Below are 22,449 nucleotides of genomic sequence, written 5' to 3' on the forward strand. Positions count from 1 at the left end.
ATGGTTGTTGCTTTTTTTATCTGCTTCACACGATTAAACAAGGATATAAAGGGGGGACAAGGACGGTGTTGAAAAAGGGTGAGAAAATTGGATTGATCTGCTGTTCTAACGGGAAACCTCCTAAAGAAAAAGCTCACATCAAACAATTGGTTTATTTATTAGAGCAACAGTATGATTTAAACGTTTGTTTAGCATCGACTATTTATCAAAAAAAGAATACGGTTTTTAGCGGTACTCCTCAAGAACGAGGCGAAGCTTTAATGTTATTTTATACTGATCCTTCGATAAAAATGATTTTTGATTTATCTGGTGGTGACGTAGCTAATGAGATTCTTCCTTATCTTGATTATGAAGCTATAAATAAGGCCAACAAGCCATTTGTTGGATACAGCGACTTAACGGTCATCTTGAACGCTATCTACGCTCAGACAAGCTGTATAGGCTACAATTACCAGGTTTTACATCTTCTTGAAGTGGAAAAGCAACAAGAGCATTTTCGAAAAACTTTTATAGAACCTGTTTCTTTGATAGCATTTCATTATTGCTGGCTCACGTCTCCTGTTCCTGTGACTGGTATTGCTGTCGGAGGCAATATCCGCTGCTTTTTGAAACTTTCCGGAACGCCCTATTGGCCAGAAATTACCAATAAAATCTTGTTTTTAGAAGCTAATGGTGGAAAGATAGAAAAAATTGCTGCTTATTTTGCTCAGCTAGATCAAACAGGAGCATTTAAAAATTGCGGTGCTATTTTATTGGGCCAGTTCACAACCATCCAAGCTGAAAAACAAACGGAACAGTTAGATGAATTGATTCGATTCTACGCGGAACAGTATGCCAAACCGGTACTTAAAACAGAGCAAATTGGACACTCAACCGATTCACTGCCTTTTCCGATAGGTAAAGAACTTTCTTTCGTTTAATTTCTAGAACAAAAGTACTTTGATTTTTGGTGCTATTCATTTCTAATTGTTGTAGAATAATCCTATGCTATCATTTTTATACTTGTGAAACAGAAAGAAGGGAAAACCATGTATCAAAACAAAAGAAAGGCTTATCATACGGCTATCTTAGGGATTTTGTCAGCCATCATTATCATTCAAAACTTTGTGCCTCTATTAGGGTATATTCCGATCCCACCGTTAAATCCAACAATTATTCATATTACAGTAATTGTCGCCGCTCTAACACTCGGCACAAAAGACGGGATGATCATCGGCGGGGTGTGGGGTGTCAGCCGCTTAATAAAAGCTTTTATCGCTCCAGCTTCACCTTTAGACTTGTTGCTGTTTACTAATCCCATCATTTCTATTGTCCCACGTATTCTTGTCGGTTTTGTTGCAGGATATGTTTACCATTTGTTTAAGCAGAAAAAAGGGAAGGACTCTTTGGGAATGGTCGTTTCTTCGGTATTTGCTTCTTTGACAAATACCGTTTTAGTCTTATTTTTCATTTATGTGTTTTATAAAGACGATTACGCAACGGCTTTAAATGTGGATGTGGCCAATCTTGCCAAAGCGTTAGGTGCAATCGTGCTGACCAACGGTATTGCAGAAGCTGTTGCTGCAGCAATTATCGCACCTATTGTAGCTAGACCGTTAAAACGGTTTAGAACAAACTAAACAAAAGACCAGTAAAGAACCCTCTTCAAACGGAGTCAACTCTGTTTGAAGAGGGTTCTTTAAGTTTAAAGCAGCTCTTTTCTTAATTGTGCTGCAGATTTAGGAGAAAGATAAGCAGGCGGAACATCGAGTACACTTAATGCACCAGATTTGCCATCTTTTTTAAATTTATAAGCTGCGCGAGCATAGGCAACTAGAATAGATGAAGTAAATTCAGCATTACTTTCAAGTTCTAATTGAAACTCGGCTTTTTGTTTGTTTCCAGTAGCTGACGTTGCTGTCCGAATAACAAACCCGCCATGGGGCATTTTTTGGTGTTCTTCTTTAAATGTTTTTTCATCAATAAAGTGAACGGTCGTATCATATGGTTCAAAATAATCTGGCATGGTTTTAATCGTTTCTTCAATGAGGTTTTGATCTGAACCTGCTTCAGCAACTACATAACAAACGCGTTTATGTTTTTCTCGAGTAGAAAGTGTCGGGTTTGAGCCGCTTCTAACTTCTTCCAGAGCTGTTTCAACTGGAATAGTGTATTGCACGCCAAATTTAACACCATCAATACGACGGATAGCATCTGAGTGGCCTTGACTTAAACCTTTCCCCCAGAACGTATATGTTTCTCCAGCAGGTAAGATTGATTCAAATACTGCACGGTTTAATGAAAACAAACCCGGATCCCAGCCAACTGAAATAATGCTGATATTTTTACCAGCTTTTGCTGATTGATCCATTGTTTCAAAATATTCTGGAATTTGATTATGGTTATCGTAACTATCAATGGTTGAAAAATGTTTGGCTAAAGCTGGCCCTTGTCCTGGCAAGTCTGTCGCTGAACCTCCACATAAAATCAAGACATCCAAATCTTCTTGGTAGTCTAAAATATGATCCAAACTGATGGCTTTAAGTTTAGAATCGAGATCTTCAGGATTTCGTCTGGTAAAGACGGCAATTCCTTCCATGTCTGGAAACTCTTCAAGCGCTAATTCTACGCCTTTTCCGATGTTTCCATACCCGACTAAGCCGATACGAATTTTGTTTGTCATTTTACCACTCCATTCACATATCTTAAGCTAGTTGTTAATCTTCTAGCTCGTTCATTATAACGGATAAAATAAAAAAAAGAAAATCCCATTTGTTTCTACCAACAAAAAGAACTAATGTTCAGTATTAGTTTCAAAAAAAGATCAGCTATGGTATTATTGAAAATGTAGAAAAGTTTAAGACGGTGGCTATCTCTTATTAAAATGGGGTGATGCCGATGTTTTTGTTTCGGGCTTTCCCCAGAAAGGAAAACCCATGAGTATCTTCGAAGCCTTGATGTTTGCACTAGCTTTTGCAACATTGGTTTTAAAAATCTCATCTAATGACAAAAAAAAGTAACCGTCTAAACTTTAGCGAGTAGGACGATTACTTTTTGTTTCTTCTATTTGGCTACCGTCTTTAACGGTTCTGCAAAAGAGGGGAATGTTGACGCATTTCTCTCTTTTCTCTTGTATTATAACATGTTTCTATTTTTGTTCAAATACATTCTCTTTTTAGCCGTTACAATAAAACAACGGCACTTAAATATGTCTGTAATACTTGAGGTATGAAATTGTAATAAACTGCTAATATCAATACAAATAAGATATATGCTATTATGAGAGAGTCAAATAGAAAGGGAAGAGACTATTATGAAAAAACCAACTAAACCTACACGTGCAAATAAATTCGAAAAAAATCGGAAAATTGCTAGAATCATTACCCTGATTATTAGCGTTACGCTTATTCTTATGCTGGTTATTTTTGGCGCTTGGTTATTGGGCGGCAATAATTCAGCTTCAAACGAATCTATGAAAGAACTGTCAAGCAGTATGAACATGACCACTTCTTCGACAGAAAAGCCAGAAATGGAGTCGGAAAGCAGCCTTGCTTCAGAAAGTTCTGCTTCAGAAGAAGAAACCAAAGAAGAGTCAGAGGCCGTTGAAACAGAAGAAACAACGCCTTCTGATGATAATGTCCTATCAGCTGTTACAGGGGATTGGAAACCAATCGGTACTCAACAAGAAGGGGAACATGCTACTAATTACGATACTGGTTCTCAAGACCGGAATGAAATAAAACAAGCTGCTGCTTATGCTACAGGATTGGACGCTTCCGATATGATCGAATGGCGCATAGAAAATGACGGAGATCAAAAAGTTCTTGCAACGGTTTCGGATAGCAATCAAACTGAAACTTACCGCATTTATCTGTCTTGGGTCGATAATCAAGGATGGCAACCAACAAAAGTTGAACAATTAAAAGTAAACGATAAAAACTAACGGCGGTTTATTAAATTAAGCTAAATGACCAGATTGTTAACTGTAGGAGGCTTCCTATGGTTAGCAATCTTTTTGTTTTTAAAAACATTGCTACACAAAAGCTGCTTAGAAGGTTTCGCTTCTCGTTTTAAAGCAGAAAATGGTATCATTATTTTGTCTAGATCGCTTTATACGATTAAATTTTTTATTGCTTTTGGAGGAGGAATGAATATGCGGTGGAAAGACAGAAGAAAAAGCAGCAACATCGAAGATAGAAGAGGAAGCAGCATTAGCGGTGGTACACTTGTAGGCGGAGGCATCAGCGGTCTCATCATTTTATTGGTATTCACTTTTTTAGGAGGCGGTGATTTAGGTGATTTCCTTACTAACACTGCATCGCAAATAGGCGGAAATACTGCCACTGCCCCTTACCAAGAAACGGAAACAGAAGGCGAAAGAGCAGATTTCGTATCTGTTGTACTTGCAGATACAGAAGACGTATGGTCGAGTGTTTTTCAAGAATATGGGTATACTTATGAAGAACCTACTTTAGTTCTTTTTTCTGATTCTGTTCAATCTGCCTGTGGAGTAGCGGGTTCTTCAACAGGACCATTTTATTGTCCGGCAGATGCTAATGTATATATTGATTTAAGCTTCTATGACGAATTAAGTCAACAGTTTGATGCCCCTGGCGATTTCGCCATGGCTTATGTCGTTGCTCATGAAGTAGGACACCATGTTCAAACACAACTTGGCATAACCGATCAGCTAGCTGAGTTGCGTGGAAAGATAAGCGAAAGTGAATACAATCAGTATCAAGTACGTTTTGAATTACAAGCAGATTATTTAGCAGGGGTTTGGGCAAACCACGCTCAGAGCCTAGGCTATTTAGAAGAGGGCGATTACGAAGAAGCTATCAACGCAGCCAGTGCTGTAGGGGATGATCGTATTCAATTACAAGCACAAGGATATATTGTCCCTGAAAGTTTTACCCACGGGACTTCTCAGCAAAGAATGAGTTGGTTTAAACGAGGATTTGAATCTGGAAACCTGGAAGACGGTGACACTTTTAGCGAAGGAGATTCTTTTGATCTTCCTTAAAAAATAAAAAATGGAGGTTACTATGAAAAATATAGAAAAGAACTTTACTATTGTAGAAGACATTATAAATAAGACCGAAACTGAAATTAAAAAAATGAAACCCGTCAATATATTGCTAGTCGGCAAGACGGGGGTAGGAAAGAGCACATTAATCAATCAAGTATTTCGTGAAAATTTAGCCAAAACCGGAATTGGCAGACCCATCACTAAACATTTAAGAAGAATTTCTAAAGAGGGGATACCCATTGTTTTATACGATACACGTGGATTAGAACTTAATCTTGAAGTTCAAAAAGAAGTTCAAAAAGAAATTTTTTCTACGATTGCTGAAGGAAAGCAAAAGAACAATGAAGAAAAAATTCATTTAGTTTACTATTGTATCAATGCTAATTCTTCTAGAATCGAACCGCTGGAATTAGAGTTGATTAAAAAGTTAAGTGAAGAAGTACCAGTATTAGTCGTTTTGACACAGTCCATTGGCGAGCCGGCAAAAGAACTTAAAACCTATATCGAAAATTTAAATTTAAATATCTATGGTGTTATTAACGTCATGGCTAAGGAATTCTCTATTTCTGAAGAGCTTTCAATTCCTGCTTTCGGATTAAAAGAGTTAATTGAACAGAGTTTTGAAATTATTCCTGAAGAGCAAAAGAAAGCTTTTAACAATGCCCAACAAGTAGATATTGATCGTAAAGCAAAATCTGCTCGTAGTTGGGCGACCAAGTATATTGCCACTTCTTTTGGTATTGGTTTCGTTCCGATTCCTTTTTCAGATGCGTCTGTTTTAGTTCCGATGCAAGTAACATTGTTAGCTCATATCACTGCGATTTTTGGAATTTCAATGGATAAAGCTACTATAGCTAGTTTGGTAGCCGCTATCGGGGGAACTGGGGGAGCAACTTATGCTGGTAAGTACATTGTATCCAATGTCATCAAATTGATTCCAGGCGTTGGAACGATTGTTGGTGGACTAATCAGCGGCACAACGGCTTCAATTATGACTACCGCACTAGCATTGAGCTACATTGAAGTTATGACGATTATTGCTAAAGGAGAAAAAGAAGGGAAATATCCTGACTTAAAGAATATCGAAAAGTTAATGCGGGATAAATTTGAAGAACGGTTAAAAAAAGGGAAGTCAGTTTCAAGCAATAGCGAAGAGCTTTCTGAAAATAACCTTGAACAACAAAAAACGAAGAAGAAATGGTGGCCATGGAAAAAGAAATAAGAGACAGCAACAGTAATTCTTTCAATAAACGTGTTTTTATTGGACTTGAAATGGATCAAGTGAAAGAAGAATTGACGGACATACAAAATCAATTAAGACCTTATACTGAAAAAGGAAAATTTATTTCTAAGGATAATCTCCATTTGACCCTTCAGTTTATCGGAGAAATTAAAGATAGCGACTTGCAACCTTTAAAAGAGATAATCACAGCATCAGCCGAAATAGTTGAGCCTTTTTATCTAACATTTGATCACCTGGGGCAATTTACAAAGAAGAAAAGACAAGTGATTTGGACAGGGATAGAGAATAACCCTACCTTATTTGATTTGTATACTCGGCTGCAACAGACTTTTCAAGAAAACCAACAGTTAAAAATAAAAAAAACAGCGTTTTTGCCTCATATTACAATTGGAAGAAAAATGCTTCTAACTGCACCCATAAAAGAAATAGAACCAAAATTAAGCTGGCCAAAAGTCAATACTGTTGAAGTCACTAAGGTTGTTTTATACGAGAGCAAACAAATTAATGAAACATTGCGTTACTTGCCAATTTTTGAACAGCTATTGTGAATCCCTCTCTTTTCATTGCCCTGTTCTGTTTTAAGAGAGGGGTTCGCTGCTTTTATGGTTAAAAAGAGAGCAGGGAACAAAGAAGGAGGTTAAATAAGCTGTTTTTTTTGCTCAATAAATGAAAAGGCTTTCTATAATGCTTAAATCAAAGAACTTCAATGCGTAAACCTCATTTGGTTAGCAAATAAACTGAGTTTTTGATTCATTAAAGCTCTTTAAAGGAAGTTTCACCACAAAAAAAAGAATTGCATTGCTTTAATGAACCTGATTTTTCAAAATAACCATTTATCCTTAAATACAATAAACAAACCCAATTATTTAAAAATTTATATAAAATTGAATCGAATAAATTCATTTTTTATGGATACGATCAAATTAATTTAAATTATTAGGTAATCGATTTAAAAACAATATTTATTTTCTAATGCATAAATAATTTTAGCGAGCGAATAAAAAGATCTGAAAAAAATACTCTAAATATAAATATAATGATCATAAGTTAGTATAAAATATTCCGCTAGAGATCATAATTAATCATAGAAATATTTTTATTCGGTAAGAAATATAAAAACTGCAACTGAATGATTAAATGATTTAAAAAATAGAAAACGAACCAAAAAGAGAGGATAACTGATAAATGTTTTGGAACCTATATAAGGCAGTAATTTCGATTTTTACTAGTTTACATAATATATATTATACAGAGTAGTTAACTTGCTTAAAAAGCGGACTTCTATCAAAATATCTGCTTTTTAGGACGATTTTAAGCTCGTTTCAAGTTCTTTCTATGACCGTATGTCTTTAAACGACTTTAAAATAGTTTTAAACCATTCTAAGTTTCATTTGATAGAATTTTATATACAAAAACGGATCAAACCTATTATCAGCTTGATCCGTTTTTGTATTCATCTTTTATTTCGTTAACGCTGCTGTTAATTGTGGCACGATTTGTTTCTTACGTGAAACCACTCCTTTTAATACAGCTTTGTTGTTTTCTAATGTAACATTGAAAGCTTCTTCTACAGCTTCAATAGGATTTCCTACAGCCAACACAACTGAATCGCTATCTAAAATATTGGTTACCACTAAAACAAACAAATCATATTGTTCTGCTTCGTTGGTTTGTAACATGGCTGTTTCTAATTCAGCTTGTTTAGAGAATACGTCGTTTACATCAACAACATTCACTTGAGCTACTCGAACTTGTTTATCTCCCATTGGAAAGCTTTTAGCGTCCATATCAATCAGTTCAATTGCTGATTTCTCACTTAAATCAGTACCAGCTTTTAACATTTCTAAGCCATACTCATTAACATCGACTTTCGCAATTTCTGCAAGCTCTTTAGCTGCTTGGATATCTTCTTCTGTACACGTTGGCGATTTGAATAATAAGCTATCTGATACGATAGCTGATAACATCAACCCTGCCAATGCTGCAGGTATTTCAATGTTATTTTCTTTGTATAATTTCAACAAAATCGTGTTTGTACACCCTACAGGTTCAGCACGGTAATACAAAGGATTAGCGGTCTCAAAATTAGCAATACGATGGTGATCGACTACTGCTAAGATCTCAACATCGCGAATGTCTGACACACTTTGCTGAAATTCGTTATGATCGACTAACATAACTTTATCGGTTTCATTTGCTACTGTTTCAACAACACGCGGAGCTTCAAATTTAAAATAATCTAAGGCATGACGTGTCTCTTCGCCTACTTCGCCTAATGCTACTGCCTCAGCTTCTACCCCTAATTGATTTTGCAGATAAGCAAATGAAATAGCAGATGCGATCGCATCTGTATCTGGATTTTGGTGACCAAAAATTAATACTTTACTCATATATAATAACGCTCCTTTACTCTTTTAACTCTATTTTCTATTATCAACTAATTTAGGTTTTTAGTCTAGTAGAATAATCTACTTCTTTTAAATAATGATCAAAATCTTCTAAAAAACGTTTGATTCGCGGAATCAACTCTTTATCATGTCGGTAAACAAAAGATAATTGAAAAACGATGGGCGGTTCGAACGATAATGCTCTAGCAGACATTTTATCTTGATTGGCACGCACAAATGATTTAGGCAATGCAGTAAAGCTTTTTGTAGCTTCGCTAAATTCATACAATTGTTCCGGTGTCGTAAAAAAGCCAGAAATTGAAGGCCAGTCAGACAGTTGGTTTTTAAAGGCCTCACGCAGTAAATCATTGATGTAATATGTATCAGGATAAACGGCCCATGGATGATTGGTCGTTTGACTTAACATGATGGTTTCTTGATCAGCCAATTCTTCTTTATGGTGTAAAAAAAGCAGTTCTTCATCAATAATTTTTCGTGAAGAATATGGTTTCCAATTTATTATCTTTTGATCAGGTAAATACATAATAGCTAAATCGATTTTGTTGTTTTCTAATTTATGCCAGATTTCGTCACGAGTCAGCATATAAAGCGTTACTTTGATTCCGGGATTTTCCTTAAAATAATTCATGATAAATTGCATGAATATTTTATCTTCAATAGAAGACAATAAGCCTAACTTAACATCGCCTTGGTTAGAATTTGTTGTTTTTTGTATCTCGTTAGAGGCATTATTTAAGATCGTATAAATAGAGTGCGTTGTCCGCAGCATAGTCTGCCCTGCTTCGGTCATATATAACTTTTTTCCAATAGAATAGAATAACGGCGCATCAATTGAGCGCTCAATCTTTTTAATTTGTTGGGTTAAGGCTGGTTGTGAGATCCCTAAAATGTGAGCTGCTTTTGTGTAGTTCATGGTTTCAGCTAGCTGCAAAAAGTAATCCAATGTTTTTGAAGAAAAAATAGATACCTTTTTCTGATCCATATTATTAACGTCACCTCTTTCATTATAACCAGTTTCTTATGTAAATAGTTACTCTCATTCTAATAAACAAATAGAAAAAGAGCAACTAAAAATTGCTCTTCCTTTGTTTCGTGTCATAAATTCACTTAAGCACTATACCGTTTGATGCAGGGTATACTCATCCACATGTAAGAGTCGTTTGGCATTTTCTACGCGTTCTGCAGTTGGCGGTTCGATGTGTTCTAATTTGTAGGGGATATTCAATGCCGCATATTTATAAACCCCTAATTTATGATAAGGCAGGATTTCAACTTTAAGGACATTGCCCAAAGATTTGATGAATTCATCTAAACGCACCAAATCTTCATCCACATCTGATCGTTCTGGGACTAAGACATGTCTGATCCAAACCGGTTTTTTTATATCCGATAAATAACGAGCCATATTTAAAATGTTTTTATTCGACATCATTGTTAACTTTTTATGTTTTTCGTCATCGATGTGCTTGATATCGAATAAGAGTAAGTCTGTGTATTTCATCAATTCTTCAAAACGGCTAAAAAAAGGATCATCATACGTAAAAGGTTGACCACATGTATCAAGCGTTGTATGAACGCCTTCAGCTTGAGCTTTTTTAAAAAGTTCAATTAGAAAATCAATGTGCAGCAGTGGTTCCCCTCCGCTAATGGTGATTCCGCCCTTTTCTCCCCAATATTCACGATAAGCTAATGCCTCTTCGAGTAATTCATCGGCAGTGTAAGGTGTCCCTCCTCCCATATTCCAAGTATCTGGGTTATGGCAAAATTCACAACGCATACGACAGCCTTGCATAAAAGCGATAAAACGGATTCCAGGACCATCTACTGATCCAAAGCTTTCTGTTGAATGCACATAACCGGTAGTTAAATCCCTCATGATAAAACCTCCTTTATTTTAGAAGGCACACTTTCTTTTTTATAAAGAAAGTGTGCCAGACATACATTATTTTCTAAAAAGTATAACATCAACGTTTATTTTTACATACTGCCGTGCATCGTACGGTTGATAACATCCATCTGTTGCTCACGCGTTAGCTTAATGAAGTTTACAGCGTAGCCAGAGACACGGATCGTTAATTGCGGGTAATCTTCCGGATGGTCCATAGCATCTAACAGCGTTTCTCGATTAAAGACATTCACGTTTAGATGATGCCCGCCTTTTTTTACGTAGCCGTCTAACATATTTGCTAGATTTGATTGTTGAACCTCATCTTCTTTCCCTAATGCTTTAGGAATAATCGAGAACGTATTTGAAATGCCGTCTAAAGAGTAACGATAAGGTATTTTAGCCACTGAATTTAAACTTGCTAATGCTCCATGTGTATCACGCCCGTGCATAGGATTCGCACCAGGAGCAAAAGGTTCCCCTGCACGACGTCCATCAGGAGTGTTTCCAGTCTTTTTACCGTAAACGACATTTGATGTGATTGTTAAAATAGATGTTGTGTGTGTTGCTCCCCGATATGTGGGGTGTTTTTTTACTTTTGACATAAATGTTTTTAATAACCAGATGCCAATATCATCTGCACGATTATCATTATTGCCAAATTTAGGGTAGTCCCCTTCAATTTCATAATCAGTGACTAAGCCGTTTTCGTCGCGAATAGCTTTGACTTTAGCGTATTTAATAGCTGATAAGGAATCAATGACTACAGAGAACCCAGCAATACCAGTCGCCATAGTTCTCATTACTTCGCTATCGTGTAAGGCCATTTCAATGCGTTCATAAGAGTATTTATCATGCATGTAATGAATGATATTCAATGTGTTCAAATACAAACCAGCGATCCATTCCATCATTGCATCATATTTTTCCATTACTTCGTCATAGTCTAAATACTCTGAAGTGATCGGCTGATATTTAGGCCCGATTTGAACTTTTAGTTTTTCATCTACCCCGCCGTTGATTGCGTATAATAAAGTTTTTGCTAAGTTAGCACGAGCGCCAAAAAACTGCATCTGTTTGCCGATCCGCATAGCAGAAACACAGCACGCAATCCCATAATCGTCTCCCCATTCAAGTCGCATAACGTCATCGTTTTCATATTGGATGGCACTGGAAGCGATTGAAACTTTTGCACAATACTTTTTAAAGTTTTCCGGCAAACGCGTTGACCAAAGTACCGTCAAGTTAGGTTCAGGTGCAGGTCCTAAGTTCGTTAAACTGTGTAAGAAACGATAACTATTCTTGGTGACGAGATGACGTCCATCTTCTCCTACGCCACCAATTGATTCGGTAACCCAAGTAGGATCGCCAGAAAATAAATCATTGTAGTCTGGAGTCCGAGAAAATTTAACTAAGCGAAGCTTCATAATAAAGTGATCAACAATTTCTTGTGCTTCAACTTCAGTTAACGTTCCATTAGCGAGATCACGTTCGATATAAACATCCAAGAAAGTAGAAGTCCGTCCCAATGACATAGCAGCACCATTTTGTTCTTTGACCGCTGCTAAGTAGCCTAAATACAACCATTGGAAAGCTTCAATGGCTGTTGAAGCGGGTTGGGAAATGTCAAAGCCATAGATATGTCCTAACTCTTTCAATTCGATCAAAGCTCTGATTTGTTCATTTAATTCTTCACGGTCGCGTATCACATTTTCACTCATAGTACCGTATCCTGTATTAGCTAAATCGCTTTTTTTCTCAGCAATCAAACGATCTACGCCATATAAAGCCACTCTGCGGTAATCTCCAATGATTCTTCCGCGTCCATAAGCATCCGGGAGACCTGTAATGATTCCGCTGCGGCGAGCAGCACGGATTTCTGGAGTATAGGCATCAAATACACCTTGATTGTGTGTTTTACGATAATCGCGAAAAATGTGTGAAACTTCAGGATCAATGCTAAATCCATAAGATTCAGCTGATTGTTCGCTCATGCGAATACCTCCAAACGGCTGCAATCCTCGTTTAAAAGGTTTTTCAGTTTGAAATCCAGTTATTTTTTCCAATTCTTTATTCAAATAGCCTGCAGCATGAGAAGTGATCGTGGAAACCACCTTAGTATCCATGTCCAATACCCCGCCTGCTTCGCGTTCAGCTTTGTTTAATTCCATCACCTGTTCCCATAATGCAGCGGTAGCCTCAGTAGAACCCTCTAAAAATTCGTCAGTACCGTCATAAGGCTGATAGTTTTGTTGTATAAACTCACGTACGTTAATTTCTTCTTTCCATACTTTCCCTTTAAACCCTTGCCATTGTTCCATTATAAGTGAACCTCCTTATAAATTAAAATATTTATGTAACAGCTTTTACATGCTCAGTATAACACAAGTTAAAAATAAAACAATCTTATTAACGCTATATTCCATAGTATTTTATAATTAAAACATATTTTTGTTTAAATTTCCTTTAGAATAAACGTTCATTAAACTGCAGATGGTTTATTTGTTTATGTTTGTCATTTCACAAAAATATTTTCTAAATACTTCTGTACTAGTATACGCGACTTTTATCCGCTCGTTGTAGTACAAAAAAAGAGTGCGAATCTCTTCGCACTCTTTTTTTCTATTCTTTTATTTCATAGACAACTTTTTTGTGTACATCAACAGGTGCTCCATCGGTAGCTTCATCCAAAATAAATGAACCATTTGAATAGCGATCGCTAATTTGATAACTCGTACTAGATAAATCGAACGCGTTATCTTTTTCAGTTAAAATAATGTATTCCTGATTTTTTTCACCATCTAATAAAAAGGCAACTCGATGAGGATTGTTTTTCAATTCTCTCAATACCAATAAGCCACGTTTGGCTCGTCCTAATGAATCAAAATCATGGATATTCATTTTCTTAACAGAACCACGTTGAGTAACAAGAATGACTTCTGTCTTAGGGGCTTCCGCTTCAAATAATATCCCGTTAACAACATAATCGCCATCTTTAAGATTGATGGATTTTACTCCTCCTGCTTTCGCTCCGACTATCGGAACCTCAGCCAGTGGGTAGCGTAAGCCAAAACCACGATGAGTAACTAAAAAGACATCTTGTCCTGTTTGATCTTCAGTGTAAACGACATTAACGATAGCATCTGAATCTGTTTTCAGCTTCATAGCTACGAACGATTTTGTTCGATAACTGCGGCCAACCACGAAATCTGCTGCGCTCGTTTGTTTAATAAATCCTTCTTCGCTTATCAAGGTAAAGGTCGCAGACGGATTAAAGTCTTTTAAGGCAAATGCCTTAAGAACCATTTCGTCTGTCTCAAAGGTGATATTTTGAGAGAGGTGTTCTCCGATATCTTTCCATCTTAATTCTGTCAATTCATGAACTGGCCGGTAAATGATATTCCCTTTAGTAGTGAAAAGCAGGAGATGGTTTAATGTATTCATCTGTTCAATGAAAATTGGATAATCACCTTCACGCATTCCAATTTCTTCAGGTTTCGAAGCTCCATAGGAACGCAAGCTGGTTCGCTTGATATACCCTTCTTTTGTCACGGAAACAATCACTTCTTCTTGAGCTACAAGCACTTCCGTCTCCACTTTTAACTCTTCAATTTCATTCTCAATGACTGTCCGACGCGGGCTGCCATACTTTTTCTTAATCTCAGCTAACTCTTGTTTCATCACGCGTCTCATCTCAGCTGGACTCGTTAATATTTTTTTGAAAGAAGCAATGGCTTTGCTCAAAGCATCTGCTTCACTTTCCAGCGCTGTAATATCCGTATTGGTCAATCGGTACAGTTGCAAAGAAACAATTGCCTCGGCTTGTGCTTCAGTAAAGTCAAATTGCTCAATGATATTATCTTTTGCATTCTTCTTATCCTTACTGTTTCGAATCGCACTGATAACTTGATCTAAAATAGAAAGTGCTTTGATCAAACCGACGACGATATGAGATCTGCTTTCAGCTTTTCTTAGATTAAAATTGGTGCGTCGTGTAATGATTTCCCGTTGGTGTTCAAGATACGCTTCTAGCATCCGAGAAATGCCTACTTGTTTCGGTCGTTTTTGGTCAATAGCTACCATATTAAAATTATATGAAACTTGTAAATCGGTGTTTTTCAATAGGTAAGTTAATATTCCGTTAGCGTTTGCTTCTTTTTTCAATTCTACAACGATTTGTAATCCGGTACGATCCGATTCGTCTCGAACCTCAGCAATACCATCCACTCGTTTGTTGATCCGGATTTCATCCATTTTCCGGACTAATACAGCTTTATTGACTTCATAAGGAATTTCGTTGATAACAATTTGTTGTTTTCCGCCTCTTAAATCTTCAATACGCGTTTTTGAACGGACAACGACTTTTCCTTTTCCGGTTTCATAAGCTTTTTTAATCCCGCTTAGCCCTTGCAAAATACCGCCTGTAGGGAAATCTGGTCCTTTTAAGTAAACCATTAAGTCAGATACCTTTGCATTCGGATGATCTATTAAGTGCATCGTTGCATCAATGACTTCACTTAAGTTATGCGGAGGGATATCGGTTGCATATCCTGCTGAGATTCCTGTTGCACCATTGACTAGCAAATTAGGATAGCGAACAGGTAAAACAGTCGGTTCCTCATCTGTATCGTCAAAGTTTAAAACAAAATCAACGGTTTCTTTCTCGATATCGCGTAAGAGTTCTTCCGCAATTTTAGATAAACGAGCTTCTGTATACCGCATTGCTGCTGGCGGGTCACCGTCCATACTTCCGTTGTTTCCATGCATTTCAACCAGTTCTTCACGTAGTTTCCAGTCTTGACTCAACCGCACCATCGCTTCATATACACTGCTATCTCCATGCGGATGATAATTCCCGATAACGTTTCCGACTGTCTTAGCCGATTTCCGAAAGCCTTTTTCAGAAGTGTTGCCTTCTACGTTCATGGCATATAAAATTCGACGTTGAACCGGTTTTAAACCATCACGAATATCTGGGAGAGCACGTTCCTGGATAATGTATTTTGAGTAACGTCCAAAGCGGTCTCCCATAACTTCTTCAAGAGTCAGTTCTTGAATATCCGCTCTATTCTCCATCTACAGCACTTCCTTCATTTTCTAATTCCGATGTTTCCATAAGTTGATCATTGTCTAAAATACTGCTGCCTTCTTCTAGTGAGAATTCAACATGAGATTCGATCCATTTGCGTCGAGGTTCAACCTTATCTCCCATCAAAACAGAAACACGTCGTTCTGCTTGTGCAGCATCATCGATTCTAACACGAATGAGGGTTCGAGTCTCAGGATCCATTGTCGTATCCCATAGCTGATCCGCATTCATCTCACCTAACCCTTTATAACGCTGTAAAATGTAGTTTTTACCAAATCTTTTCGTTACTTCTACTAATTCATCATCCGTCCAAGCGTAGGCTATCTTTTCTTTTTTACCGATTCCTCTTGATAGTTTATATAATGGAGGTAAAGCTAAATAGATTTTACCCGCTTCAATCAACGGTTTCATGTACCGATAAAAGAAGGTCAGCAACAGCACCTGAATATGGGCCCCATCGGTATCTGCATCGGTCATAATAATGATTTTATCGTAATTACAGGCTTCTATATCAAATTCAGGCCCTACCCCGGCACCGATCGTATAAATCATTGTATTGATTTCTTCGTTTTTCATGATGTCTTGTAATTTAGCTTTTTCAGTATTGATAACTTTTCCACGCAACGGTAAAATAGCTTGGAACTTACGATCACGTCCTTGTTTAGCTGATCCACCTGCAGAATCTCCCTCCACGAGGTACAATTCATTACGTTTAGCATTTTTACTTTGTGCCGGCGTCAATTTACCTGATAACAATGACTCATTTTTTCTGCGTTTTTTCCCGTTTCGGCTTTCTTCACGGGCTTTTCTGGCAGCGTCTCGAGCTTCTCGCGCGGTAAGAGCTTTACGAATGAGCTGTTGGCTCATTTCACCGTTCTCTATCAAATAGAAACCCATTTGTTCGCTGATGACCGCATCTACGGCTCCACGAGCTTGTGCCGTCCCTAATTTGCTTTTGGTTTGACCTTCAAATTGCAACAAATTTTCAGGAATACGAACAGAAATGATCGCGGCTAACCCTTCTCGAAAGTCACTGCCTTCAAGATTTTTTTCTTTCTCTTTTAACAGATTTACTTTACGGGCATATTCATTAAATGTTTTAGTTAAAGCCGTCTTCATACTTGATTCATGTGTTCCACCGTCTTTGGTTCTCACGTTGTTAACAAACGATAAAATGTTTTCTGAATAGCCGTCATTGTATTGGAACGAAAACTCCACTTCCATACTGTTGCTCTCTCCTGAAAAATAAGCAACTGGTGTTAAAGTATCTTTATCTTCATTTAAATAAGCGACAAATTCTTTGATTCCTTCTTCATAATGGAAAACGTCAGATTTATCGTTTCGCTCGTCAATCAGTTCAATCCGCAAATTTTTCAAAAGAAAAGCTGATTCTCGCAGCCTTTCTGATAAGACATCATAAGAGTAATTAACGGTAGAAAAGATTGTCGCATCCGGTTTAAAATGAACCGTTGTTCCGTTTTTTCCGCGATTGTTTTTCTTCTTTGTTAATGCTCCTTTTGGTTTTCCGCCGTTTACGAAATGTTGTTGGTACTCTGTGCCATCTCGAATGACAGTAACGGTCAGCCACTCAGAAAGTGCATTAACCACACTTGCACCTACACCATGTAAACCACCCGATGTTTTATAACCGCCTTCTTGTCCAAACTTCCCACCGGCATGCAGCACAGTAAATATAACTTGGATCGTCGAAACGCCTGAAGAATGCATTCCAACTGGCATTCCGCGTCCATTGTCTTTTATACTAACACTATCGTCTTTGTGTAAAGTAACGATTATTTCATTACCATAGCCAGATAAAGCTTCATCTACGGAATTATCAACAATCTCATATACTAAATGATGCAAACCTCTAGTATCTGTTGACCCAATATACATTCCCGGCCTTTTACGGACAGCATCTAATCCTTCAAGAACTTGAATGGATTCATCGTTGTATTCTACTTTTATTTTTTTTGGCATTAAAAAAACTCCTTAACCATTATTACGAGTTACTTAGTGCGTTAATTAAAACTTACCTCAAAAAAATCCTTTTTCAAGTGCACAATTAAAAAGCTCACTTCGTATTCATCCGTTTATTTATCTAAGCATCTATTCAATAATACTCTATCTAACAACGATTGAAAAGAAAAAATCGCTATTTCTGTAAAAAAAGGGAAAGTATGTTCGCATTCAAAAAATGCACATCTCCTGCTTTACTATTAAACTAGTTCTCATAGTAAAACGCAAGAGGCAACTTAATTTCAATTCTTTTGCAACCGTTAAACAATGCTCTCTCTATAATTTGGTTCAGCTTTATTCAATCGATTTTAACTAGCCTTACAGTAGAATAAGTGGTAAAATATGGCTTATCGGCAATCAAGTTGCTGAGTTAGGAGTGAGTGAAGTTGGTAAAAATTATACTCATGTTTATTACAGCCTACCTCTTAGGTTCTATACCATCTGGAGTGTGGTTAGGTAAAAAACTATATAAAAAAGATATTCGTAATTATGGCAGTGGAAATTCAGGAACCACTAATACGTTTCGTGTATTAGGCGTAAAAGCTGGCATACTTGTATTGCTAGCAGACGTTTTAAAAGGAACATTAGCAGCGAGTTTGCCCTACTTAGTGCATTCTGATTTGAATCCAATGGTATTAGGCCTAGGAGCCATCCTAGGACACACATTCCCAATATTCGCTGAATTCAAAGGCGGAAAAGCAGTCGCTACTAGCGCAGGGGTTCTTCTGGCATACAATCCGACTTTTTTTATTTTCTGCGTGGTTTTATTTTTAGTGATTTTATTCTTTTCACGGATGGTCAGTTTTTCAAGTATGCTGGCCTTACTGATTATAACGCCGTCAACCCTTTTGACAAACGATTGGATTTTAACAACGATTGCCGCTGTCTTGACTGTTTTTATCATCTATCGTCACAAAGATAATATCAAAAGAATCCGTAACGGAACAGAAAGCAAAGTTCCATTTGGATTTGGTTATAAAAAAGATTCGTCTCAAACAAAAAAGTAATCCTCAACAAATCAAACGCCTGACAGATTTTTATCTGTCAGGCGTTTTTTTGCACTAAATCAATCAACAGCGATTTCATAGTGGCAATTAAATTGTTCAGCCGGAGCCAGGTGTTGAATACCTAGCTTTTCTGTTAATTGTCCAGTTGCATCAAGTGAATCTGCCACTCCAAACCATGGTTCAATACAAACAAACGGAGCTTCTTGTTTAGGAGGAGACCAAATACCAACGTATGGAAATCCTTCTAACGTTACGGCTACTTTATGCTTGGTTTTGTCTGATTGGATAGAAAATGTATTTTTCCTTTTAGTTTCGTAAATCAATGCATCTTGATCAAATAAAGCTCTTTTTAAAGCGATATCCGTATTGGTTTGAGCTAATGTACGGTTTTCGAGATCTAGATAAGGCCCTTCTAAAGGGATAAGCGTTCTAGAACGCTTAGGTGAAAAGTTCAAATAGTAATCTTCAAAAACGGTCTCTGAGGTTAGAGGAACGTTAAACCCTGGATGGCCTCCAATTGAAAAATACATTTCTTCTTGTTGATTTAAGTTTTCAACTAAATAACCAACATCAAGAGTTTGGTTTTCTAAACGATAAGTAATCGTTAAACGAAAATCAAAAGGATACTTTTCTTTAGTAGAAGGATCGGCTGATAATTGTAAAGCTACTGCTGTTTCACTTTGTTGGGTTATATTAAAAGGGTAGTCTCTTGCAAAACCGTGTTGTGACATCGAGTATCGTTTGTTCTTGTATTCATATTGATCGTCTTTTAATCGTCCGACGATTGGAAATAAAACCGGTGCTTGTCTATTCCAAAAAGCAGGGTCGCCTTGCCATAAGTACTCAATACCCGTTTCTTTATTTCTTAGACTCGTTAATTCTGCACCTTTTTCAGAAATAGTAACAATTAAGTTTTGGTTTTCTAATTTAATACTCATTGATATCCCCCTTTAATCCCGTTTCTTTATTATTGGTTGTCAGTAAGCCCATTCTTTATCTAAAGCCTCGATAAACTTGGTATTATGGATACGAATATACGTCCCTTTCATTCCAAGTGATTTAGATTCGATGATGCCGCCAGATTCTAATTTTCTTAAGGCATTAACAATCACCGAACGTGTGATTCCGATCTTATCCGCTACATTCGAAGCAGTCAGCCGTCCTTCTAAGCCGCCCAATTCTTCAAAAATAGCTTTGACAGCCTTCAATTCACTATAAGACAATGTTTTAATGGCAATTTGGACATTAGCCGAATCTCTAGCTTCTTCTTCGATTTGAGTAGATTTCTTATAGAGAATTTCAATCCCCACAACCGTCGCTGCATGTTCTCCTAATATCAGATCATCATCATCAAATTGAGGAGCTAAGCGGGCTAAAATCAACGTCCCTAATCGTTCACCAGCTGCATAGATAGGAATAACAGTGGTTAACCCATCTATAAACAAATCGCGCGTTTCAATAGGAAAGACTGTATAGTCGCTTTCAATACCAATATTGGTACGTGTTTCCTTAATTTCGAGCATGCTTAAAGCATACTCAAGCGGAAACTTCTTAGCATCCAGCATTTCTTTAACTCGTTCGTTGTTGATTTCATGCTTTTCGGTATAGCCAAGTAGATTACCGGCTTCATCGATCAAATAAGTATTGGCATTTAAAACGTCTCCTAAGATAACAGCCATATCAGTAAAGGGCAAATTCCCTTCTTCTATCGAGCCGTTGCTTACTACGCCGCCTTTTTTTTGAAGCATGTTATTGATTTTACGCATTTTTTGAAGTAAACCACTCATGTTCTTCCTCCAAATAGTTATTATAGAATGTACCGGCTTAAATCCTTGTCTTCCACAATATGCTCAATTTTTTCAGTGACATAATTTTTAGTAATGGTGATTTCGCCCATTTGCATATCTGGTGCTTCAAACAATAGGTCTTCTAATAATTTTTCTAAAATAGTGTGCAAACGACGCGCACCAATATTGTCGGTTTCATGGTTTACACGATAAGCGATATCGGCTAATTGCTCAATGGCTTCAAAAGTAAACGTTACATCAATATTATCTGTCCCCAACATAGCAACATATTGTTTGATCAAAGCATTATTAGGCTCTGTTAAAATTTTAACAAAATCTTCTTTCGTTAAATCATCCAATTCAACACGAATTGGAAAACGTCCTTGTAATTCAGGAATCAAATCGCTTGGTTTCGAAACATGGAAAGCTCCTGAAGCAATAAACAAAATATGATCAGTATGAATCGTACCGTATTTTGTCGATACTTGTGATCCTTCAACGATCGGCAGAATATCTCGTTGGACTCCTTCGCGAGAAACCTCTCCGGAATTGCTGCCTTTAGATGTGATTTTATCAATCTCGTCAATAAAAATAATACCGGAATCTTGCGCCAAACGAATGGCTTCAGAATGGATGTCTTCACGGTTTACTAATTTTTCTGATTCTTCTTGAATCAAGATTTCAATGGCTTCTTTAACCGTTACAGAACGTTTCACTTTATTTTTAGGACGCATTGCTCCTAACGTTTCATTCAAATCAATTCCCATTTGTTCTAGACCAGCGTTCATAGGGGAACTTTTAGCTTTTTTATTTTCCTCAACTTCGATCGTCACTTCTCTAGTGTCCAATAAACCATCACGAATTTGTTGTTTGATGGTTTCTCGATTGGTCGAGATGGCTTCAGTAACTTCTTCTTCCTCTTCTTCAGGATGTTTTGGTCCCACATTCATTCCCATGTTTTGGAACATAGCTTCAAAAGGATTACCTGATGCCGTTTCTTTTTTCTCTTTTTTAATGCCCGGAACTAAGATTTTAACCAGTCGATCAATAGCTTTTTTCTCGGCTTGTATATAAACGCTTGAATACTGGCGTTTTTCGACCAATCCAATAGCGGCTTCTACTAAGTCACGCACCATTGATTCAACGTCTCTTCCAATATAACCCACTTCAGTAAACTTCGTTGCTTCAACTTTAATAAAAGGTGCCTTAACGATTGTAGCTAGGCGGCGTGCAATCTCCGTCTTTCCTACACCCGTAGCTCCAATCATCAGCATATTTTTTGGTGTGATTTCTTTTTGCAGGTCTTCATCTAATTGTAAACGGCGATACCGGTTGCGCAATGCAACTGCAACAGATTTTTTAGCTTCTGTCTGGCCAATAATGTACTTGTCTAATTCATTCACAATTTCTCTTGGTGTCATATTTTCTAATGTATTCATCATTTCATCACGTCCTTATAATTCTTCGACAATAATATTATGGTTGGTAAAGACACAAATATCGGCAGCTACATTTAAACTCTCTTGTGCAATTTCAGCAGCTGTTAAATGATCTCCGTGTTTTTTTAAAGCTCGTCCTGCTGCAAGTGCAAAGTTTCCACCTGATCCAATCGCTAAGACACCATCATCTGGTTGGATGACTTCCCCACTTCCTGAAACCATTAACATCTCTTCTTTGTTCATGACAATCAGCAAGGCTTCTAATTTTTGAAGAGCTCGGTCAGTCCGCCATTCTTGCGCAAGTTCAACTGCTGCACGAGTTAGATTGCCTTTGTATTCGTTTAATTTTCCTTCGAATTTTTCTTCTAAAGTAAACGCGTCTGCTACACTTCCGGCAAACCCAACTAGTACTTCTCCATTATAGATGCGGCGTACTTTACGAGCCGTTCCTTTCATGATCACACTTTCGCCCATTGTCACTTGGCCATCGCCAGACATTGCACAAGAGCCGTTGTGTTGGATCGCAAAGATCGTTGTTGCGTGAAATGTTGTCATCGTTATTCC

Annotated in this window: 18 protein-coding genes; 7 read left to right on the forward strand and 11 right to left on the reverse strand. The window is 37.3% G+C overall.

Annotated features, from left to right (window positions below; all coding sequences use genetic code 11):
- Positions 1-65 precede the first annotated feature (65 nt).
- The gene (locus JHE06_RS06305) at positions 66-920 is read left to right on the forward strand and encodes a S66 peptidase family protein (RefSeq protein ID WP_201088257.1); all 855 of its coding nucleotides are present in this window, start codon (positions 66-68) and stop codon (positions 918-920) included.
- A gap of 108 nt (positions 921-1,028) precedes the next feature.
- Entirely contained in the window at positions 1,029-1,619 is a 591-nt protein-coding gene (locus JHE06_RS06310) for an ECF transporter S component (protein ID WP_058918595.1), read from the forward strand.
- A gap of 65 nt (positions 1,620-1,684) precedes the next feature.
- Here the strand turns inward: JHE06_RS06310 and JHE06_RS06315 are convergent, their stop codons facing one another.
- Positions 1,685-2,662, reverse strand: coding sequence for a diaminopimelate dehydrogenase (locus tag JHE06_RS06315; protein WP_058918596.1), 978 nt, complete (start codon positions 2,660-2,662; stop codon positions 1,685-1,687).
- 630 nt (positions 2,663-3,292) lie between these two features.
- Here JHE06_RS06315 and JHE06_RS06320 point away from each other — a divergent pair.
- The 4 genes from JHE06_RS06320 (at position 3,293) to thpR (ending at position 6,799) form a co-directional block, all read left to right on the forward strand.
- Complete coding sequence (locus JHE06_RS06320; protein ID WP_058918597.1) at positions 3,293-3,922, forward strand: YrrS family protein; 630 nt, start codon at positions 3,293-3,295, stop codon at positions 3,920-3,922.
- A 210-nt stretch (positions 3,923-4,132) separates the two neighbouring features.
- A complete protein-coding gene (ypfJ, locus tag JHE06_RS06325; protein ID WP_058920217.1) occupies positions 4,133-5,002 on the forward strand; it encodes a KPN_02809 family neutral zinc metallopeptidase in 870 nt (289 codons plus the stop codon).
- Between the two features lie 22 nt (positions 5,003-5,024).
- Positions 5,025-6,230 (forward strand): YcjF family protein, encoded by a 1,206-nt coding sequence (locus JHE06_RS06330; RefSeq protein ID WP_201088258.1) that lies wholly within the window; start codon positions 5,025-5,027, stop codon positions 6,228-6,230.
- The gene (thpR, locus tag JHE06_RS06335) at positions 6,215-6,799 is read left to right on the forward strand and encodes an RNA 2',3'-cyclic phosphodiesterase (RefSeq protein WP_201088259.1); all 585 of its coding nucleotides are present in this window, start codon (positions 6,215-6,217) and stop codon (positions 6,797-6,799) included. The genes JHE06_RS06330 and thpR overlap by 16 nt, the downstream gene beginning before the upstream one ends.
- A 912-nt stretch (positions 6,800-7,711) precedes the next feature.
- Here thpR and JHE06_RS06340 read toward each other — a convergent pair.
- The 6 genes from JHE06_RS06340 to parE all read right to left on the reverse strand — a co-directional run bounded on the left by JHE06_RS06340 (position 7,712) and on the right by parE (position 17,613).
- Positions 7,712-8,641: a manganese-dependent inorganic pyrophosphatase gene (locus tag JHE06_RS06340; protein WP_201088260.1), complete on the reverse strand. Its 930-nt coding sequence runs from the start codon at positions 8,639-8,641 to the stop codon at positions 7,712-7,714.
- 52 nt (positions 8,642-8,693) lie between these two features.
- Complete coding sequence (locus tag JHE06_RS06345; RefSeq protein WP_201088261.1) at positions 8,694-9,641, reverse strand: LysR family transcriptional regulator; 948 nt, start codon at positions 9,639-9,641, stop codon at positions 8,694-8,696.
- 132 nt (positions 9,642-9,773) lie between these two features.
- Positions 9,774-10,535: a pyruvate formate-lyase-activating protein gene (gene pflA, locus JHE06_RS06350; RefSeq protein WP_058918602.1), complete on the reverse strand. Its 762-nt coding sequence runs from the start codon at positions 10,533-10,535 to the stop codon at positions 9,774-9,776.
- A gap of 101 nt (positions 10,536-10,636) precedes the next feature.
- Positions 10,637-12,865, reverse strand: a complete 2,229-nt coding sequence (gene pflB / locus JHE06_RS06355; RefSeq protein WP_201088262.1) for a formate C-acetyltransferase — start codon at positions 12,863-12,865, stop codon at positions 10,637-10,639.
- A 301-nt stretch (positions 12,866-13,166) separates the two neighbouring features.
- Complete coding sequence (gene parC, locus JHE06_RS06360; protein ID WP_201088263.1) at positions 13,167-15,620, reverse strand: DNA topoisomerase IV subunit A; 2,454 nt, start codon at positions 15,618-15,620, stop codon at positions 13,167-13,169.
- A complete protein-coding gene (gene parE, locus JHE06_RS06365; protein ID WP_201088264.1) occupies positions 15,610-17,613 on the reverse strand; it encodes a DNA topoisomerase IV subunit B in 2,004 nt (667 codons plus the stop codon). The genes parC and parE overlap by 11 nt, the downstream gene beginning before the upstream one ends.
- Before the next feature lie 443 nt (positions 17,614-18,056).
- Here parE and plsY point away from each other — a divergent pair, with 443 nt between their 5' ends.
- The gene (gene plsY / locus JHE06_RS06370) at positions 18,057-18,659 is read left to right on the forward strand and encodes a glycerol-3-phosphate 1-O-acyltransferase PlsY (RefSeq protein ID WP_058920218.1); all 603 of its coding nucleotides are present in this window, start codon (positions 18,057-18,059) and stop codon (positions 18,657-18,659) included.
- A 59-nt stretch (positions 18,660-18,718) separates the two neighbouring features.
- Here plsY and JHE06_RS06375 read toward each other — a convergent pair whose 3' ends face one another.
- From JHE06_RS06375 to hslV, 4 genes are read right to left on the reverse strand one after another with little or no spacing between them, the layout of a single operon-like run.
- The gene (locus JHE06_RS06375; protein WP_058918606.1) at positions 18,719-19,597 is read right to left on the reverse strand and encodes an aldose 1-epimerase family protein; all 879 of its coding nucleotides are present in this window, start codon (positions 19,595-19,597) and stop codon (positions 18,719-18,721) included.
- Positions 19,598-19,636: 39 nt separating this feature from the next.
- The gene (gene codY / locus JHE06_RS06380) at positions 19,637-20,446 is read right to left on the reverse strand and encodes a GTP-sensing pleiotropic transcriptional regulator CodY (protein ID WP_201088265.1); all 810 of its coding nucleotides are present in this window, start codon (positions 20,444-20,446) and stop codon (positions 19,637-19,639) included.
- A gap of 20 nt (positions 20,447-20,466) precedes the next feature.
- Positions 20,467-21,885, reverse strand: a complete 1,419-nt coding sequence (gene hslU, locus JHE06_RS06385) for an ATP-dependent protease ATPase subunit HslU (protein ID WP_201089962.1) — start codon at positions 21,883-21,885, stop codon at positions 20,467-20,469.
- Between the two features lie 15 nt (positions 21,886-21,900).
- Positions 21,901-22,440 carry an ATP-dependent protease subunit HslV gene (hslV, locus tag JHE06_RS06390; protein ID WP_058918608.1) on the reverse strand — a complete coding sequence of 180 codons (540 nt, stop codon included), beginning with the start codon at positions 22,438-22,440 and terminating at the stop codon, positions 21,901-21,903.
- Between the last annotated feature and the right edge of the window lie 9 nt (positions 22,441-22,449).

Source organism: Carnobacterium sp. CS13, from assembly GCF_016653495.1.
GTDB lineage: Bacteria > Bacillota > Bacilli > Lactobacillales > Carnobacteriaceae > Carnobacterium_A > Carnobacterium_A antarcticum.

What these genes read in the sequence shown, in the direction of transcription:
- JHE06_RS06310 (WP_058918595.1), top strand. Translation starts at nt 1,029, where the DNA reads ATGTATCAAAACAAAAGAAAGGCTTATCATACGGCTATCTTAGGGATT.
- JHE06_RS06315 (WP_058918596.1), bottom strand. Translation starts at nt 2,662, where the DNA reads ATGACAAACAAAATTCGTATCGGCTTAGTCGGGTATGGAAACATCGGA.
- JHE06_RS06320 (WP_058918597.1), top strand. Translation starts at nt 3,293, where the DNA reads ATGAAAAAACCAACTAAACCTACACGTGCAAATAAATTCGAAAAAAAT.
- ypfJ (WP_058920217.1), top strand. Translation starts at nt 4,133, where the DNA reads ATGCGGTGGAAAGACAGAAGAAAAAGCAGCAACATCGAAGATAGAAGA.
- JHE06_RS06330 (WP_201088258.1), top strand. Translation starts at nt 5,025, where the DNA reads ATGAAAAATATAGAAAAGAACTTTACTATTGTAGAAGACATTATAAAT.
- thpR (WP_201088259.1), top strand. Translation starts at nt 6,215, where the DNA reads ATGGAAAAAGAAATAAGAGACAGCAACAGTAATTCTTTCAATAAACGT.
- JHE06_RS06340 (WP_201088260.1), bottom strand. Translation starts at nt 8,641, where the DNA reads ATGAGTAAAGTATTAATTTTTGGTCACCAAAATCCAGATACAGATGCG.
- JHE06_RS06345 (WP_201088261.1), bottom strand. Translation starts at nt 9,641, where the DNA reads ATGGATCAGAAAAAGGTATCTATTTTTTCTTCAAAAACATTGGATTAC.
- pflA (WP_058918602.1), bottom strand. Translation starts at nt 10,535, where the DNA reads ATGAGGGATTTAACTACCGGTTATGTGCATTCAACAGAAAGCTTTGGA.
- pflB (WP_201088262.1), bottom strand. Translation starts at nt 12,865, where the DNA reads ATGGAACAATGGCAAGGGTTTAAAGGGAAAGTATGGAAAGAAGAAATT.
- parC (WP_201088263.1), bottom strand. Translation starts at nt 15,620, where the DNA reads ATGGAGAATAGAGCGGATATTCAAGAACTGACTCTTGAAGAAGTTATG.
- parE (WP_201088264.1), bottom strand. Translation starts at nt 17,613, where the DNA reads ATGCCAAAAAAAATAAAAGTAGAATACAACGATGAATCCATTCAAGTT.
- plsY (WP_058920218.1), top strand. Translation starts at nt 18,057, where the DNA reads ATGTTTATTACAGCCTACCTCTTAGGTTCTATACCATCTGGAGTGTGG.
- JHE06_RS06375 (WP_058918606.1), bottom strand. Translation starts at nt 19,597, where the DNA reads ATGAGTATTAAATTAGAAAACCAAAACTTAATTGTTACTATTTCTGAA.
- codY (WP_201088265.1), bottom strand. Translation starts at nt 20,446, where the DNA reads ATGAGTGGTTTACTTCAAAAAATGCGTAAAATCAATAACATGCTTCAA.
- hslU (WP_201089962.1), bottom strand. Translation starts at nt 21,885, where the DNA reads ATGAATACATTAGAAAATATGACACCAAGAGAAATTGTGAATGAATTA.
- hslV (WP_058918608.1), bottom strand. Translation starts at nt 22,440, where the DNA reads ATGACAACATTTCACGCAACAACGATCTTTGCGATCCAACACAACGGC.